General features: G+C 67.3%; 17 protein-coding genes. 7 read left to right on the top strand and 10 right to left on the bottom strand.

Going from position 1 to position 17341, the window contains the following annotated elements; all coding sequences use genetic code 11:
• The first annotated feature begins 71 nt into the window (after positions 1-71).
• Positions 72-1010 carry a VOC family protein gene (locus tag BLS34_RS22305; RefSeq protein ID WP_093154007.1) on the top strand — a complete coding sequence of 313 codons (939 nt, stop codon included), beginning with the start codon at positions 72-74 and terminating at the stop codon, positions 1008-1010.
• 10 nt (positions 1011-1020) lie between these two features.
• Here the strand turns inward: BLS34_RS22305 and BLS34_RS22300 are convergent, their stop codons facing one another.
• The 4 genes from BLS34_RS22300 to BLS34_RS22285 all read right to left on the bottom strand — a co-directional run bounded on the left by BLS34_RS22300 (position 1021) and on the right by BLS34_RS22285 (position 3473).
• Entirely contained in the window at positions 1021-1482 is a 462-nt protein-coding gene (locus tag BLS34_RS22300) for a YybH family protein (protein ID WP_028795190.1), read from the bottom strand.
• 92 nt (positions 1483-1574) lie between these two features.
• A complete protein-coding gene (locus tag BLS34_RS22295) occupies positions 1575-2171 on the bottom strand; it encodes a protoglobin domain-containing protein (protein WP_175474346.1) in 597 nt (198 codons plus the stop codon).
• A gap of 172 nt (positions 2172-2343) precedes the next feature.
• Positions 2344-2940 (bottom strand): thiamine pyrophosphate-dependent enzyme, encoded by a 597-nt coding sequence (locus BLS34_RS22290; protein WP_028795188.1) that lies wholly within the window; start codon positions 2938-2940, stop codon positions 2344-2346.
• Positions 2937-3473, bottom strand: a complete 537-nt coding sequence (locus BLS34_RS22285) for a thiamine pyrophosphate-binding protein (protein ID WP_028795187.1) — start codon at positions 3471-3473, stop codon at positions 2937-2939. The genes BLS34_RS22290 and BLS34_RS22285 overlap by 4 nt, the downstream gene beginning before the upstream one ends.
• Positions 3474-3599: 126 nt before the next feature.
• On the opposite strand from BLS34_RS22285, the gene BLS34_RS22280 reads away from it, so the two are divergent.
• From BLS34_RS22280 to BLS34_RS25615, 6 genes are all read left to right on the top strand, one after another.
• Positions 3600-6308 carry a 2-oxoglutarate dehydrogenase E1 component gene (locus BLS34_RS22280; RefSeq protein WP_093154002.1) on the top strand — a complete coding sequence of 903 codons (2709 nt, stop codon included), beginning with the start codon at positions 3600-3602 and terminating at the stop codon, positions 6306-6308.
• Between the two features lie 26 nt (positions 6309-6334).
• Positions 6335-8647 (top strand): molybdopterin guanine dinucleotide-containing S/N-oxide reductase, encoded by a 2313-nt coding sequence (locus BLS34_RS22275; RefSeq protein WP_093154000.1) that lies wholly within the window; start codon positions 6335-6337, stop codon positions 8645-8647.
• A gap of 166 nt (positions 8648-8813) precedes the next feature.
• Positions 8814-9125 (top strand): GIY-YIG nuclease family protein, encoded by a 312-nt coding sequence (locus BLS34_RS22270; RefSeq protein ID WP_093153997.1) that lies wholly within the window; start codon positions 8814-8816, stop codon positions 9123-9125.
• A gap of 236 nt (positions 9126-9361) precedes the next feature.
• Positions 9362-10102, top strand: coding sequence for an SDR family oxidoreductase (locus BLS34_RS22265; protein ID WP_093153994.1), 741 nt, complete (start codon positions 9362-9364; stop codon positions 10100-10102).
• A complete protein-coding gene (locus BLS34_RS22260) occupies positions 10102-11043 on the top strand; it encodes a threonine ammonia-lyase (protein WP_093153992.1) in 942 nt (313 codons plus the stop codon). The genes BLS34_RS22265 and BLS34_RS22260 overlap by 1 nt, the downstream gene beginning before the upstream one ends.
• 16 nt (positions 11044-11059) lie before the next feature.
• Positions 11060-11248 carry a hypothetical protein gene (locus BLS34_RS25615; protein WP_028795181.1) on the top strand — a complete coding sequence of 63 codons (189 nt, stop codon included), beginning with the start codon at positions 11060-11062 and terminating at the stop codon, positions 11246-11248.
• A gap of 159 nt (positions 11249-11407) precedes the next feature.
• Here BLS34_RS25615 and BLS34_RS22255 read toward each other — a convergent pair whose 3' ends face one another.
• The 6 genes from BLS34_RS22255 to BLS34_RS22230 form a co-directional block, all read right to left on the bottom strand.
• Positions 11408-11752 (bottom strand): hypothetical protein, encoded by a 345-nt coding sequence (locus BLS34_RS22255; protein ID WP_093153989.1) that lies wholly within the window; start codon positions 11750-11752, stop codon positions 11408-11410.
• A gap of 4 nt (positions 11753-11756) precedes the next feature.
• Positions 11757-12773, bottom strand: a complete 1017-nt coding sequence (gene dgcN, locus BLS34_RS22250; RefSeq protein WP_093153987.1) for an N-acetyltransferase DgcN — start codon at positions 12771-12773, stop codon at positions 11757-11759.
• A 67-nt stretch (positions 12774-12840) separates the two neighbouring features.
• Positions 12841-14520, bottom strand: a complete 1680-nt coding sequence (locus BLS34_RS22245; protein WP_093153984.1) for a tripartite tricarboxylate transporter permease — start codon at positions 14518-14520, stop codon at positions 12841-12843.
• Positions 14521-14537: 17 nt separating this feature from the next.
• Positions 14538-15017 carry a tripartite tricarboxylate transporter TctB family protein gene (locus BLS34_RS22240; protein WP_093153981.1) on the bottom strand — a complete coding sequence of 160 codons (480 nt, stop codon included), beginning with the start codon at positions 15015-15017 and terminating at the stop codon, positions 14538-14540.
• A gap of 102 nt (positions 15018-15119) precedes the next feature.
• Complete coding sequence (locus BLS34_RS22235; RefSeq protein WP_175474345.1) at positions 15120-16100, bottom strand: Bug family tripartite tricarboxylate transporter substrate binding protein; 981 nt, start codon at positions 16098-16100, stop codon at positions 15120-15122.
• A 198-nt stretch (positions 16101-16298) separates the two neighbouring features.
• Entirely contained in the window at positions 16299-17321 is a 1023-nt protein-coding gene (locus BLS34_RS22230) for a tripartite tricarboxylate transporter substrate-binding protein (protein WP_175474344.1), read from the bottom strand.
• Positions 17322-17341: the final 20 nt, after the last annotated feature.

Here is a 17341-nt window from a genome sequence, read left to right as displayed (position 1 = left end):
TCCGCTCATCTTCCTTATCATGTCCCAGTCTATAGATCAGTTAAACCTCACTCCCGAAAAAGGGCATAAACATGGCGGCATGGCGACAGCTTCCGACGACCGGCGAGACGTTTCTCGACCATCTCGGCCACTTCGTTCCGGACATGGAGGCGGCGCATCAGGAGCTGACGAGGCTCGGCTTCAAGCAGACCCCCTACGTGCTGCACGCCTTCACCGACGAGGCCGGCCAGCGCAAGCCGATGGGTACGGCGAACCGCTGCGTGATGCTGCGCGAGGGGTATCTGGAGGTCCTGACCGTCACCGACGGATCGACCCCGACCGGCGCGCGCACCCAGCGTCAGCTCGACCGCTATACCGGCGTTCACATTGTCGCGATGGCCGATCCGGACGCGATGGCGCGACGCGAGCGGCAGGCCGCGGCCGGCTTCCATCCGCAGGAGCCGACGCCGCTTAAGCGCCCGGTGCCGCTGCTTACCGAGGATGGCGGGGAGACCGGCTCGGGCGAGGCGGCCTTCACGGTGATCAAGAACCCCGAAGAGGACATGCCCGAGGGCCGGGTGCAGGTGCTGAGCCACCACACCGAGGAGCTGGTGTGGCAGGAGTTCTGGATGCGCCACGAGAACGGCATCGTGGCCCTGCGCGACGTGATCATCGTGCCGAAGGATCTGGGCGAGGCGGAGGACCGCTATGCCCGCTTTACCGAGGTCTCGCCGCAGCGGCTGGACGACGGGCTGATCCGCTACCCGCTGGCCCGCGGCGGCATTCTGCTGGCGAACCCTCAGCGTGCCGCCGAGCTGCTGCCGGGCGCCACGGTCGCGCCGGCGCCGGGCGTGGCCGGCTATGCCCTGCTGTCCGACGATCTGGCGGCGACGCGGAGCTTCCTGGAAGGGCGCGGCTTCGCACCGAAGGACACCGCATGGCCGGGCGTGATGTCGCTGGTTCTCCCGGGCTCGCTCGGCGGGTGCTGGCTGGTGGCGGAGAGCGAAGCGGCGCTGCCCTGGAACGGCTAAGGGCCGCCGTTCAGCTTTTTGGCGGTCTGGCGCCGTGGCTTTTCTGCGGCGTGCCGGGCGTGAGGGAGATGTGGGTGTGCACCCCGCTCCAGACGTCGCCCACGGCCGTGCGCGCGAAGGCGACGGTGCCGCGGCCCGGCCGGTCGAAGCGGCTTCCGTCCTCTGCGATGCCGGTCGAGGAGAAGGTGATGATGCCGATGGCGAACAGCCGGTCGGGGGAGACGCCGACCTTCAGCGTCTCCAGGTTCCAGCGGAAATCCTCGATCGTCGGCCACACGTTGCGCCACTGGTTGTCGGCCAGCGCCTGAAGACCCTCGACAACGTCCATGTGGGTTCCGAAGCTCGCGATGTTCTCTTCGAACAGCTCCAGGGCCGGGGCGAAATCCACCTCGGCGACCTGGCCGCTCCAGGTCGCGAACCACCGTTCGATCGCCGCGCGGTCTTCTTCGGGCGTGTTCCAGGTGAAGGCCATGGCTCGGTGTCCTTCGTTCGGTCCCGTCCTACCTCGGCTTGGCGCGGGGCGGGGAGAATTCCAGTTCTCGGTCGATAGCCCGGCCGGCGGTGTCAGACCAGCCCCAGGTTCTGCTCCTCCGGCTTGAGGCGCAGGATCTCGGCGAGGAAATAACAAGAGATGGCGATGTCCATGTCCAGGGAGACCACCTTGATGATGGCATTGACGGTATCCGACGCGGACAGCGAGCCCGAATGGTGCCGGATAGCCAGGGTCGTCAGGTCGCAGAGCACCCGGTTGTAGCCCGACAGGTACAGGTGCAGCGGCAGGCCGATCGCATGGTGCACGAGGCCGATCCGGGCGGCCGAGGCGATGTAGGGCCGGTCGAACTCGGCGGAGAACAGGCGCTCCCAATGCTGGATCTGGCGGGATTTCAGAGCGTTGATGTCGCTGTTCTGCAGGTATTTCCGGGTCTGCGGGAACTGCATCATGTGCCGGTAGAAGTCCGAGAGGATCGCGGACATCTCGTCGGCGATCTTCGGCTGGAAAATCTTCAGGCGCTCCCGGGTGTAATCGTCGATCGCCTCCAGCCGCAGCCTGGACTGGACATTCTCGGAGATCCGGTCGGTGACCAACTGATGAAGGCCGGTGTCGAACGGGCGGCGTCTGGGCGGGCTGCCGCTGCGGTCCATATCGGAGGGTGAAGGCATTCGGGCTACCGGGAATCTGCTGTCGTTCATGTCGCTGGGGTCGCGGCCGGAAAGCGCGCTGCTTTCCGGCTCTGACTTCAGGCGGCTGACCCGTCAGGTTGCGGTCAGGTGGCCCCTTTAGGTTTAAAATCTGTCCGTTCCGGCACCATATTATACGGGATGCCGGCCGACGTCACGGGCGTGTCGCGACCTCCTCGCCGAGCAGTCCGATGCGGAACCTGGTCTTTAGGTATCCACCGTCGCGCGGCGGGACCGTCATCGGCAGGTCCTCGTCCACGACCTTCACCACCGCACAGACCGGTCCGGCGTCGCGGAACAGCAGCTGGGCCAACCCCTTCGCGTCCGCCTCGGTGCGGATCATTGCCGTCTTGGCGAAGCCGCAGGCGGCCGCGACGGCTGACAGGTCGGTGCCAAGGCCCGTCGCCGTCGGCTGCCGGCCGGTTTCGGTATAGGTCTCGTTGTCGATGACGCAGATCGCCAGGTTCGAGGGCCGCTTGGCGCCGATGGTGGAGAAGCTGGTCATGCCCATCAGCATCTCGCCGTCGCCGGTGATGACGACCACGCGGCGCTCCGGCTGGGCCAGAGCGATGCCGAGGCCGATCATCGTGGCGTTGCCCATCGCGCCCCAGAGATAGAAGTTCTCCGGCCGGTCGCCGAAGGAGGCCAGATCCCAGGTGGTCGAGCCGAGGCCGGAGACGAACAGGGTGTCGCCGCGCTCGGCCATGGCGGCGCCGAGAACGTCGCGCCGGTGCAGGGAGATTGCGCTCATTGGTTCACCGCCTTTCCGGCTGTCCAGATCTTGGAGCCGATCACCTTCTGGCCGACCAGAACCGCGACCGGCGTGTCGGTGGAATAGGCCATGCGCAGGCCTGACTCGATCATCATGTCGACCGCGTCCGGGCTCTCGGCGAGGAAGGTCTTCACCCCGACCGCTTCCAGGGTCGGGACCACCGCCTGACCCATCGGGACCTGCCACGGATTCCCCTCACCCCACTGCCCACGCATCGTCACGATGGCGAAGAACGGAAAGTTGGCAGAGGAGATCAGCGAGGCGATCGCGTTGATAGTGTTGCCCACACCGCTGGACTGCATGAACACCGCCGATTTCTGCCCACCGAGCCAGGCCCCGGCGGACAGGCCGACGGCTTCCTCCTCGGTCGCGCACATGACGGTCTCGATCTCGTTGTCACCAAGACAGCGTTCGATCAGCAGGCGCAGACCGCCGTCCGGCACATAGCCGATCTGGCGAACGCCCGCGGCTTTCAAGTGACGGTGGGCCGCCACGCTCCAATGTTCATCCATGAGCTGTCGGATCCGTTTTGTTAAGAGAATCCGAAGGCTAGGCGGCTCGAGGCAGGTCTGTAAAGATGGTGGCATGCAGCTGCATACAATCTGAAAAACTCCCGCGACCGACCATTTCGGACCCCCATGAATACCCTTCCCACAGCCGGCGCCGGCTATCTCGACGACCTCTACGCCCGTTTCCTGAAGGACCCGCTCTCGGTTGATCCGTCGTTGTGGGCCATGTTCGCGCCCTATGCCGACCGGAGCGATGGCGTCCGGTCCGAAGCCGCCGGCGACGGGCGGCTGGCGGTCGCCTGCGAGCGGCTGATGACGGCGTGGCGCCTGTACGGGCATCTGGCCTCGTCCCTCGATCCACTGGATCTGAATCAGGCGCCGGGGCATCCGGACCTGTCGCCGTCGGCGCATGGCCTGGACGACGGAGATCTCGACACGCCGGTGGCCGGCACCACGCCTCGAGACCTGGAGGCACGGCTGCGCGCCGCCTGGGGCGGGCGGTTCACCGCCGAGGTGATGCACGTGGAGGACCGCGCGGCCCGCGACTGGCTGATCGAGGCGGTGGAAGGCGGCCTGTACGCCGATCCGGCGGTCGACGAGCGGCGCGGCCGTCTCGACGCGCTGCTGGCGGCGGACGCGATGGAAACCTTCATGAACAAGCGCCTGCCGACCAACAAGCGGTTCGGCCTGGAAGGGCTTGAGTCGCTGATCGTGCTGCTGGAGGCGATCGTCGGCGACGCCGCCCGCGCGGGCATGGACAAGGCGGTGATCGCGCCGATGCACCGCGGTCGCCTGACCCTGATCACCCGGCTGGTCGGCAAGCCGCTGACCGCCGCCTTCTCCGAACTGCTGGGCACGCCGCAGGTCCCGGAAGGAACCGAAGCCTCGTCCGACGTGCCCTATCACCTGGGCTTCACCGGCGAGCGCAGCTTCACCGACGCCGACGGCACCGAGCGGCGCATCCGCCTGACCATGCCGTCCAACCCGAGCCATGTGGAGATCGTGTCCGCCGTCACCCTTGGCAAGACGCGGGCGACTCTGGACCTGCGCCGCCGAGATGGTGAAGCGGATCCGACCGCGCGCGTGCTGCCGCTGCTGATCCACACGGACGGCGCCTTCTCCGGCCAGGGCGTGATCGCCGAGATGCTGCAGCTCGCCGGCCTGCCGGCCTATGGCGTCGGCGGTTCGGTGCATGTGTTGGTGAACAACCAGCTCGCCTTCACGGTGAAGCCGGAGCATGGCCGCTCCTCGCGCCATCCCAGCGACGTGGCCAAGGCGATCGGCGCCCCGGTGATCCATGTGTCGTCGGAAGATGTGGACGCGTGTGCCCGAGCCGGGCGGATCGCACTCGAATACCGCCGGAAATTCGGCAAGGACATCCTGGTAGACATCGTCGGCTTCCGCCGCCGGGGACACAACGAGCTCGAGGAGCCGATGTTCACCGAGCCGGTGCGCTACACCCGCATCGCCGAGACCCCGGGCATCCCGCAGCGCTATGCCGAGGCCTGTGCCGCCGCCGGTGTCGTGTCGGAGACCGATGCACAGGCGATGGTCGAGAGCCACTGGTCGACCCTGGACGACGCCTTCGACCGGGCGAAGAGCTACAAGCCGAACGCGGCCGACCGGCTGCAGGGTCGCTGGTCGAGCCTGTCGACGGTGGGCGAGGGCGCGGTGCCGGTGACCGGCGTCGGCGCCGCCCGCCTGCGCCGTCTCGCCGAGGCCAGTGTCGCCGTGCCCGAGGGCTTCGCGCTGAACGCCAAGATCGCCCGGCAATGGGGCGAGCGGCTCGACACCCTGGACGACGGGATCAATTTCGGCACGGCCGAGGCGCTGGCCTTCGCCTCCCTGCTGGAGGACGGCAAGGCGGTGCGCCTGACCGGCCAGGACAGCCGGCGCGGTACCTTCTCCCAGCGCCATGCCGTGGTGTTCGATCAGAAGACCGGCGCGGAGCACACCCCGCTCGCCGAGCTCGCCACCAGCCCGCATCACCTGACCTTCGCCGACAGTCCGCTGACCGAGGAGGCCTGCATGGCCTTCGAGTACGGGATCTCGATCACCGATCCCGACGCGCTGGTCTGCTGGGAGGCGCAGTTCGGCGACTTCGCCAACGGTGCCCAGGCGGTGATCGACCAGTTCCTGGTGGCGGGCGATGACAAGTGGCTGCGCCAGTCCGGTCTGGTGCTGATGCTGCCACACGGGCTCGAGGGCGGCGGACCGGAGCATTCCTCGGCCCGGCCAGAGCGTTTTCTGCAGATGGCGGCGCGCAACAATATCTCGGTCGTCGCCTGCGGGTCGCCGGCCAACCTGTTCCACGCCCTGCGCCGGCAGCTCCTGGCGCCTTGGCGCCGGCCGCTGGTGCTGCTGACCTCCAAGTCCGGCCTGCGCCATGCCGAGGCCCAGTCCAAGCTGAGCGAGATGGGGGCTGGCACCCGCTTCCGTCCGGTGATCGACGACGCCGGGGTGGAGTGCGACGCCCGTAAGGTCGTGCTGACCTCCGGCAAGACCTATTTCGATCTCGCCGCCGCCCGGAGGGAGCGCGGGATCGACGACATCGCCCTGGTGAGGATCGAGGAGCTGTACCCGGTGTCGGAGACGGCGATTGCCGAGATCCTGAAGAAGCATCCCGAGGCCGAGGTGGTCTGGGCCCAGGAGGAGCCGGAGAATATGGGGGCCTGGCGCCACCTGGATCCGCATCTCGCCCGCATTCTCGGTGGCTTGCGCGAGTCCGGGGCTCGTGCCACCTATGTCGGACGCGATGCCGCACCGTCCCCGGCCGTGGGCTGGGGCGTGTGGCACAAGGCGGAGCAGGCGGCGGTCATCGAGGCCGCGCTGGCCTGATCGGCCGACGGGAGAGGACGAAAGACATGAGCACCGCGATCAAGCGTACCCTGATTCCGACCGCCACCCATTGGGGCACCTATTACGCCGAGGTCGAAGGCGACAGGCTGCTCGCGGTGCACGACTACGAGAAAGATCCGGCCCCGGCGATCATCGGCCCGGGTATCGTCGATGCGGTGACCCATGAGACCCGTGTCGCCCGCCCGCATGTCCGCAAGGGCTGGCTGGAGAAGCGCCACAACAGCGACCGCACCGGCCGCGGCAACGAGCCGTTCGTCGCCGTGCCCTGGGACGAGGCGCTGGATATGGCCGCCCAGGAACTGCAGCGGGTCAAGGACGAGCACGGCAACGGCTCGATGTATGCCGGCTCCTACGGCTGGGCGAGTGCCGGGCGTTTCCACCATGCCAACTCGCATATCCACCGGTTCTTCAACCAGCTCGGCGGCTATGTCTCCCACCGGGGCACCTATTCCTACGCGGCGGCCGAGGCGATCGCCCCGTATGTGGTCGGCCCGTTCCGCGACGTGCTGAACACCCACACCACCTGGCCGGTCCTGGCCGAGCATTGCGAACTGCTGGTGATGTTCGGCGGCATGCCGGTGAAGAACGCCCAGGTCACCTCCGGCGGCGTCGGCCGACACACCTGTTATCACGGTCTGCGCGACTGCGCCGATGCCGGCTGCGAGCTGGTCTATCTGAGCCCGATCCTTTCCGACCTGCCGCCGGATCTGGGCGGCGAGTGGATCGCCCCGCGGCCGGGCTCGGACATGTCGATCATGCTGGCGCTCGCCCATACGCTGCTGAGCGAGGGGCTGCACGACAAGGCGTTTCTGGAGCGCTACACCACCGGCTTCGCACCGTTCGAGGCCTATCTGCGCGGCGAGACCGACGGCCAGCCGAAGACCGCCGACTGGGCCGCCAAGATCAGCGGCGTCGACGCCGACACCATCCGCGACCTTGCGCGCCGCATGGCGTCGAAGCGCACCATGATCAATTCGACCTGGTCGATGCAGCGCGCCGAATACGGCGAGCAGCCGATCTGGATGACCGTCGTGCTGGCCGCCATGCTCGGCCAGATCGGCCTGCCGGGCGGCGGCTTCGGCCTCGGCTACAGCTCGGAGAACGGCATCGGCAACCCGGTGAAGCAGTTCCACTGGCCGTCGGTGCCCCAGGGCATCAACAACGTCAGCGACTTCATCCCGGTCGCCCGCATCTCCGACATGCTGCTGAACCCCGGCGCGGAATACGACTACAACGGCGAGCGGCGGTCCTATGCCGACATCAAGCTGGTCTACTGGGCCGGCGGCAACCCGTTCCACCACCACCAGGACATCAACCAGCTCGTCCGCGCCTTCCAGAAGCCGGACACGATCATCGTCAACGAGATCTTCTGGACCTCCATGGCGCGGCACGCTGACATCGTCTTCCCGTCGACCACGGCGCTGGAACGCAACGACCTGTCCATCACCCATTGGGAGCCGCTGTCCTCGGCGATGAAGCAGGCGATCCCGCGTGTGGGCGAGAGCCGGCCGGACTACGAGATCTTCACCGGGCTGGCCGATCGCCTCGGCTTCGCCGAGCGCTATACCGAGGGCCGCGACGAGATGGACTGGATCCGCCATCTCTGGGACCAGTCGCGCCAGCGCGCGGCGGAGGCCGGGTTCGAGCTGCCGGACTTCGAGACCTTCTGGGAGCAGGAGCATGTGGAGCTCCCCGATCCCGAGAAGCCGATGGTGATGCTGGAGGAGTTCCGCGCCGATCCGGACGCGCACCGTCTGCAGACCCCGTCGGGCAAGATCGAGATCTTCTCGGAGACCATCGACGGCTTCGGCTATGACGACTGCCCGGGCCATCCGGTCTGGCGCGCGCCGGACGAGTGGCTGGGGGCGGAGAGGGCGCAGGAGTTCCCGCTGCACCTGATGTCGAACCAGCCGCGCACCCGGCTGCACAGCCAGCTCGACTGCGGCCAGGTCAGCCAGGGCTCCAAGGTGGCGGGGCGCGAGCCGATGACCCTGCATCCCGACGACGCGGCGGCCCGGGGCATCTCGTCGGGCGACATCGTGCGGGTCTGGAACGACCGCGGCGCCTGCCTCGCCGGCGCGATCGTCAGCGATCAGGTGATGCCGGGCGTGATCCAGCTCTCCACCGGCGCCTGGTACGACCCGGAGACTCCGGGCGGACTGGAAGTCCACGGCAATCCGAACGTCCTGACCCGCGACCGGGGGACGTCGAGGCTCGGCCAGGGCCCGACGGCGCACTCGACGCTCGTGCAGGTGGCCAAGGTGGACGGCGTGGTCCCGGACGTGACCGTGATGCGCAAGCCGAAGGTTGAGGGGTAGAGGGCGTCATCTTTCCCGTCGTCCTGATACAAGTCGGGACGACGGGGAGAATTCCAGGACGACGGGGAGTACCTAAGCCCTATCCTCACCCCGTCATCCTGATGCAAATCAGGATCAACGCGCGGATCCCGCCGGGAAGCAGGCCTGCGCCTCCCATACCCTCGGCATGCAGCCGACGGTCTACATCCTCACGAACCATAGGCGCGGCACGCTCTACATCGGCGTGACGGCGAACCCGGTCTCGCGCATTCTCCAGCACCGCCGCGGCGAGGGGTCGCAGTTCGTGCGCCGCTGCCGGCTGCATCGGCTCGTTTATGTCGAGCAATTCGCCCGCATGACCGAAGCCATCCTGAGGGAGAAGCAGCTCAAGGCCTGGCGCCGCGCGTGGAAAGTCGAGCTGATCGAGCAGGCCAATCCGGCGTGGTCCGAGCTGTGGCCGATGCCGGGCGTCGAAACGGTTGATCGGGGAGACGCTTGATCCTGATTTGCATCAGGATGACGAAAGAAAGTCGCCGTCGTCCTGACGCACGTCAGGACCAGGCCGACGGCGCCGGCACAAGCCCACCACCCCAACCAGTCCCGTCACCCCAACCAGTCCCGTCACCCCAACCAGTCCCGTCATTCCAACCCGCCCCGTCCGACTGAGCCCCCTTGCCCTCCCCCGTGCCGCCGGGCTAACTGCGCCAGCGACAAGAAACTCGGGAGGACACCACCATGGCAGGCCGGCTCAGCGGCAAGACCGCGCTCGTCACCGCGGCGGGGCAGGGGATCGGGCGCGCCTGCGCCGAGGCCCTCGCACGGGAAGGGGCGTCGGTGATCGCCACCGACATCAATGACAGGACCCTGGCGGAAATCGGCGCCATCGCCGGGATCACTCCGCGCAAGCTGGACGTGCTCGATGCGGAGGCGGTCAAGGCCGCGGCCCGGGAAGTCGGCGCCGTCGACGTGCTGCTCAACTGCGCCGGCTTCGTCCACCACGGCACCATCCTGGACTGCGACGAGGACGCCTTCGACTTCTCGGTGAATCTCAACGTGCGGGCCATGTACCGCATGATCCGCGCCTTCCTGCCGGCAATGCTGGAGAACGGCGGCGGCTCGGTCATCAACATGGCCTCGGTGTCCGGCAACCTGAAGGGCATCCCCAACCGCTTCATCTACGGCACGACCAAGGCCGCCGTGATCGGCCTCACCAAGTCGATCGCCGCCGATTTCATCCGCCAGGGCATCCGCTGCAACGCGATCTGCCCAGGCACGGTCCAGTCGCCCTCCCTGGACGACCGGATCAACGCCTTCGACGACCCGGTCCAGGCGCGCAAGGACTTCATCGCCCGCCAGCCGCTCGGCCGGCTGGGCACAGCCGAGGAGATCGCCGCCATGGCGGTCTATCTCGCCGGCGACGAAAGCGCCTACACCACGGGTCAGGCCATGATCGTAGACGGAGGAATCACGATCTGATGACGGTTACGCTCGACACCATCCGCGCCGCCCAGGCCCGGATCGCCGGCCATGTGCGCGCCACTCCGGTGCTGGAGCCGGTGGGTCTGCTCAATTCGGTGACCGAGGGCCGGCTCGCCCTCAAGCTCGACTTTCTGCAGCCGACCGGCTCGTTCAAGGTGCGCGGGGCGGTGAACACGCTGAAGTCGCTCAGCGCCGAGCAGGTGTCGCGCGGGTTGATCACCGCCTCGGGCGGCAACCATGGCCTCGCCGTCGCCTATGCCGCCTGGATGGGCGGGGCGAAGGCGGTGGTCTACCTGCCCCGCTCCGCGCCGCCGGCCAAGGCCGAGAGCCTGCGCCGCTGGGGAGCGGAGGTGGTGATCGAGGGCTCCGTGTTCGACGAGGCGGCGGTCGCTGCCATGGCGCGGGCGCAGGAAGAGGGCATGACCTGGGTCCATCCCTTCGCGCCGGAGAGCGTGATCAACGGCCAGGGGACGCTCGGCCTGGAAATCCTCGATCAGGTGCCGGACGTCGATACCGTCGTCGTCGCCATCGGCGGTGGCGGGCTGATCTCCGGCGTGGCCACGGCCATCAAGTCGGACCGACCGCAGGTGAAGGTGATCGGCGTCGAGCCGGTCGGCGCCCCGACCCATTACGAGAGCCGCAAGGCCGGCGGTCTGGTCACCCTGGACGCCATCGCCACGGCGGCGGGCACGCTTGCGCCGCGGCGCAGCGAACAGCTGAACTACGACCTGATCACCGCCCATGTGGACGATATCGTGCTGGTCGACGACCAGGCGATGTATGCGGCGGCCCGCTGGCTCTGGGCGGAATGCGCCATCGGAGCCGAGTTGGCGGGCGCGGCGGGCGTGGCCGCGCTGATGAACGGCGCGGTCCGTGTGGCGGCCGGCGAAACCGTCTGCACGATCGTGTGCGGTGCCGGCACCGACGGGGTGACGTAAACCGAGGGAGGCCGCCGTGAGCCCATTGGCCAACTGGTGGTGGCACATGGCCGGGTGGCTGGTGTTCGTCGTCTCCGCCCTGTTCTTCATCGCCGCCTCCTGGCGGGCGGAAGACTGGCTGGCGATCGGCGGCAGCGTCACCTTCCTGATCGCCTGCCTGGTCTTCATGGTGCCGCTGTTTCGCGCCTGGCCCGGGCGGCGGTGACGGGGGCGTACGGAGGACGCGAACAAGAACGCGTCTCCCGGACGTGCTCCGGGACCCAGAGACGCCGCCGATGGAACGCTTCGGGCTATTCTTCGAATGTTCCGGCTTGTCCTCTGTCTGGTTCCCGGATCACGTCCGGGAAGACGGGGAGGACCTAAGTCATTCCCTATACGCCGCCCAGACCTTCTCCAGTTCCAGCGCATGGAAGGTCGCCGCCTGCGGGCCGCGGTCGGGGCCGAAATACAGGCCGAGCTCGGAGGCTTTCTGAAAGAACCCGGGGGCGGGCACGCCGTCGCGGGCCTTGGAGATGGCGACGGCCGCCAGCAGAGGGCGGCCGTGCGCGGCATCCTGCTCCATCAGCACTTCCAATGCCTCGCCGGTCTTATGGATCGAGTGCGGGGACGGGACCCCGGCGGCATGGGCGAGATGGGCATAGAGGATCGTCGCCCCCGCCCGCGCCCGATCCTCCAGGACCGGGCGCAGCAGGTCGGCGATCGCCGTCATCTGATCAGTAGCTGGCGACGATGTTGTCGACGATCGGCGCCACACCGTCCTTCAGCGGATCGACGACCGGCAGGCCGGTCTCCTTGGCGGTCTTCTTCTTGAACGCCTCGGCCTCCTCGGCGGTGACGTTGGAGGTGTTCAGCGACACACCGACGAACTTGACGTCGGAGTTCACCATCTTGGCCATGTGCAGGATGGTGTCCATCGCGGTCGGGATCGCCGGGACCTCGTAGTCCGGCAGGCCGCGCATGTGCGGGCGGCCGATCTCGTGGCACATCACCAGCGCGTCGGACTGCGCACCGTGGATCAGGCCCAGGGTCACGCCGGAGTAGGACACGTTGTACAGCGAGCCCTGGCCCTCGATCAGGTCCCAGTGGTCCTCGCTGTTCTCAGGCGCCAGCCACTCGATGGAGCCGGAGATGAAGTCGGCGATCACCGCGTCGACCGACAGGCCCGAGCCGGCGATGAAGATGCCGGTCTGGCCGGTGGCTCGGAAGTCGGCGTTCATACCGCGGTCCCGCATCTCCTTCTCGATGGCCAGCGTGGTGAACATCTTGCCGACGGAGACGTCGGTGCCGACGGTCAGCAGGCGCTTGCCGGTGCGCGGCACGCCGCTGGCGACCGGGTAGTCGCGGGTCGGGTGGCGCACGTCGAACAGCTTGCGGCCGTTCTTCTCGGCGGCTTCCTTCAGCGCCGGGATCGTGGTGATCCGGGTGTGCAGGCCCGAGGCGATGTCCATGCCCAGGTTCAGCGCCTTGACCAGCTCGACGATCCAGGCGTCCGGGATGAAGCCGCCACGGTTGGCGACGCCGAGGATGACGGTCTTCACGCCGGCGGCGGCCGCTTCCTCGATGGTCATGTCGGGCAGGCCGAGATCGGCCTTGCAGGCCGGGAAGCGGAACTGGCCGAGACACCAGTCAGGGCGCCACACCTTCACGCCGTTCGCGGTCTTGGCGGCCAGCTGGTCCGGGGCGTCGCCCAGGAACAGCAGATACGGGTTCTGAATCTCGAAACGCGACATGACGCTCCCCAGGGGATTGCAGGTGGTGGCCGGCGTCGGGACGAATACCGGCCGGCCGTTTGACGGATCAGGCGGCGTCGTCGGTGCTAACGCTCCATCCGCGACGCGCGCTTTGGAGCAGAAGATAAACCGCGCCCAGCACCAATACCACTGCGATAAGTGTGCGCGGCCAGCCCTCCATCATCGCCATCGGTACCGCAAGGCAGACCATCAGCGCCGGCAGATAGCCGAGCGTCCAGGCGGCCCGCTCACGCGCCTTCTGGTACCACGGGAAGACGACCGAGAAGGCGGCCACGACGAGGAAGAACAGCGCCCAGGGTCGGGTCACCATGTCGAGCAGGAACTGGTCCGTCGTGCCCGACAGGGAGATCGCCCGGCTGAGGTTGAGCTCGGCGACATGACCCAGCACCACGCCCAGGATCATCGGCGCCAGCGGGAAGCCCAGCAGCTTCATGGCATAGCCGATCAGGCCGAAGACGAAGAGCGTCCAGATATCCTCCTGGATGTTGTTCAGGGCGAACACGCCGATCGCGCAATAGGCCAGGATGACCGCGGCCAGCATGTACATCGGGATCCGCACCACCAGAAGGAAGGCGCGCAGGCAGAAGGCCTGCATGATGATCATGATGAAATGAGCCAGGAAGAACGCGATGAAGATCGCGTAGGCGAGATCCGGATTCTCGGTGATGAAGGTCGGGCTCGGCTGCACGTTGTGGATCAGCAGCGCGCCGAGCATCACGGCGGTGATCACGTCGCCCGGAATGCCGAGCGCCATCATGGTGATCAGCGCGCCGCCCGCGGTGGCGTTGTTGGAGGCTTCCGGGGCGATGATGCCGTCCGGCGTGCCGGTGCCGAACTCGTGGGAGTTCTTCGACGCCTTCTTGGCCTGGTCATAGGCCAGGATATTGGAAATCGAGCCGCCGGCGGCCGGCAGCACGCCGGTGAACACGCCGATCAGCGAGGAGCGCACCAGGTTGACCCAGCGCTTGAAGATGATCCGGACCGCGGCCAGGTGCTCGACCCGGATGCCCTTCGCCTCGACACCGGTCATCAGCGGCTGGCGGGCCTTCTCGGTGTTCTGCACATCGGACAGGAGCTGGCTGAACGCGAACAGGCCGATCAGCACCGGCAGGAAGTCAAAGCCACTCTCCAGGGTCTCGCTGCCGAAGGTGAAACGGGCGACGCCGTTGACCTCGTCCTCGCCGACGGAGGCGACGAACAGGCCCAGCAGGCCGGCGATGATCCCCTTGATGAGGGTCTCTCCCGACAGGCTTGCCGTGATGGTCAGCGCGAAGAGCACCAGGGCGAAATAGTCCCACGGCCCGAATTCGAGGCCGATCTTGGCAAGGCTCGGGGCCAGGGTGACCAGCAGCACGGCGCTCAGAATACCGCCGAAGAAGCTCGACCAAACGCCGAGGCCGAGCGCCAGACCGGGCCGTCCCTTGCGGGCCATCGGGAAACCGTCGAAGGTCGTGGCGATCGAGGACGGCGTGCCGGGAATACCGGTCAGCATGCCGGACATCAGGCCGCCGGACAGGCCGCCGACGAACACGCCGATCATGGTCGACAACCCTTCCACCGGCGACAGGCCGAAGGTGAAGGGCAGGGTGAGGACCACCGCCATGGTGATGGTGAAGCCCGGGATCGAGCCCGCGATCAGCCCTGCCGTGGTGCCGATGAACATCAGGCCGAGGTTCTTCCAGTGGAAGACCTCCTGGAAGGCGAAGAGAACGTTTTCGATGATCATGGTTCCGGTCTCCCCGCTCAGATCGGCAGGATCTCGCCCTGGGGCAGGATCACCCGCAGGCCGAAAGTGAAGATCGACCACATCGCGCCGATGGAGATGACGGCGATCGCGGCGTGGAGCGCGATGAGCTTCGGCGACGGGCGGCCAAGCGCGGTCAGCGACAGGAAGACGAACAGCGCGCCGCCGAGATGCATGCCGAGGGTCGGCAGCGTCAGCAGGAACAGCAGGAACAGTGCATAGATGATCGCCGCGTTGCGATAGCGCCGGAAGAACGGCTCGCTCGAGGCCTCCTCGACGGGCGCGTCGTCATGCGACGACAGGGATTTCAGGAGCAGCAGGGCGGAAAACACGGCCATTGCGACGATGATGATGCGCGGCCACACCGAGCTCGGCATCGTGCCGTAGCTGGTGATCTCGATATCGTATGACGCGTACCAAAGCACGCCGCAGAACGCCAGCAGCAGGATGGCGACGATCGTGTCGCGGCTCACCGACATGTCCCGGTCTCCCGTCGTTTCTTGGTTGTTCGGGGTCGAACTGTATCAAACGAAACGGGCGCCGGCACATCTGCCGGCGCCCGCTGTCAGGCGTTCTTGTGATCAGTCTTTGGCCTTGTAGATGCCGACGTCCTTCGCGATCTTGCTCCACTTGGCCTGGGTTTCGCTCCAGTACGTCTCGGACTCGGCCGGGTTCATGTAGTTCACATAGGTGCCCTTGGCGTTCATCGCCTCGACCACCTTCGGGTTCTCGGCGGCCTGTTTGAACAGCCCGGCGTAGTGATCGATGATCTCCTGCGACGTGCCTTCCGGCAGCATCACGCCACGGTCGACGCCGTAGACCAGATCGTAGCCCTGCTCCTTGAGGGTGGCGACGTCGGGGATCTCCGAGTTGCGCTCCTCGGTGGTGATGCCCAGGGCCTTCAGCTCGCCGGTCTGGATGTACTTCTTGGCGGCGGCCAGGTTGATCTCGCCGGTGTCGATGTTGCCGGCCAGCAGCGCCGTCATGCGCTGGCGGGTGCCGTCGTAGGAGACGTGGTTGAACTTGATGCCAGCGGCGTCTTCCAGCAGCAGATAGACGAACTGGCTGGTCGAGCCGAGGGTGCCGCCGGCATTGATCTTGCCGGGGTTCTCCTTGGCGTAGGCCACCATCTCGGTGATGTTCTGATACGGAACGTCGGCATTCGCGCCGAAGATCGACGGCGTGCGGGTCAGCATGGCGACCGGCTCGAACTTGTCCCAGGTGAAGTCGATGCGGCCGGTGAAGTAGCTGGTCAGCGCGCTCTGGTGGATGGCGAACAGCGTGCAGCCGTCCGGCTTCGCCTTGGCGGCTTCCTTGGCGCCCTTGTTGCCGCCCTGGCCGCCGATGTTCACGACCTGCAGCTCCGGCTCGGCGCCCGCCTCGTTCACCGCTTCGACGAACTGACGGAAGATCACGTCGGTGCCGCCGCCGGCGCCCCACGGAACGATCAGTTTGGCGGTCCTGCAGCCGAAGTCGGCGGCCGCTGCCGGGCTCATGCCGAACGCCGTACCGGCGACGACGACGGCGGCCGTTGCCGCCAGAAGGGTGGATTTAAACGTCATCGGTCAATTCCCCTGTTCGTCCTGTTGATTGGCTGGATAATTATCCGGACATAAACGCCGTGCCCCGTGTCTCCACCCCTGTGTTTTTGATCGTCGGGTGCAAACCAACGGCACGACCATCCGACCTTTCTTAAAGGGATGGGACGATGTGTCAATGTTACCGTCCATAGTCGGTGGTGGCCGAAAGCGGCCCAACCGCTAGCGCGAGGTGCGCTCGTAGCCGGCTTCCTCGGCGATCTCGCGCCAGGACGCCATCAGGTTCTCCCAGTAGATCGCGTACTGGGTCAGCGGGCGGAAATCGATGCGGACGTCGTAGCCCTCCATCGCCTTCTGGAACGCCGGATCGTCCAGTGCCTTCTCCAGGTCGCCGGCGAGGCGGGCGGCCAGGTCCTCGGGCGCCGAGGGGGGCAGCAGAATGCCCAGATCGACGGCGTAGTCGAACGGAACGCCCTGATCGCGCAGCGTCTCAACCGCCGGAACGATCGCACTGGGCTCGCGATCGGTCACGGCGATGGACCGCACCATCTGCGTCTCGCCCAGCCGCTTGGCCAGGGCGGTCGGAACGGCGGTCAGGTCGATATCGCCGGCCAGCAGGGCGGACAGCCGCTCCCGCGCGCCGTCGATGGCGTCGTATTCGAGCTCGATCTCGGCCGCCTTCGCCATGGCGCGCAGGGCGAACTCGGCGATGGTGCCGGGTCCCACGCCGGCCGTGAGGGTCCCGCTGCGGGCGGCCGCCCGCATCTCCCGCGCATCGGCGAAGGAGGTGGAGACGGGGGCCACGAGGGCCATCGGCGTCCGGGTCAGCAGGGCCACATGGCGGAAATCCTGCCAGGCGAAGGACGCGCGCCAGGTCAGGAAATTGACGAGCAGCCCCTGATGGGCTGCCAGCATCATGCAACCGTCGCCCGGCGCTTGCAGCACGGCCCGGGCGCCGTCGATTCCGTCGTCGCCGTCGATGTTGCGCACCTTCAGCGGCGGCTTCATGCCGGTCCGGTTGGCGGCCTCGGCCAGCGCCCTGGCGATCAGGTCGGTGCCGCTGCCCGCGCCGCCGGCGACCACCAGTGTCGCCAGCCGACAGGGGGGCGGCGTCTCGCCATCCGACGCGGTCTGAGCCGCAGCCGGTGTTAGGCTCGCTGCCGCCACGAGCAGGCCGGTCGCCAGCCCCAACGCGGAGGCAGCCGCATGGAGGCGACGGGCGACGGTGGATGGACGGCTGGACATGGGTGACACACCGGGGCTAC

It is taken from the genome of Thalassobaculum litoreum DSM 18839 (genome assembly GCF_900102465.1).
In the GTDB taxonomy this organism is placed as follows: Bacteria; Pseudomonadota; Alphaproteobacteria; order Thalassobaculales; family Thalassobaculaceae; genus Thalassobaculum; species Thalassobaculum litoreum.
Note: the sequence above shows the minus strand (reverse complement) of the source record. Positions and strands in the feature narration are given on the sequence as shown.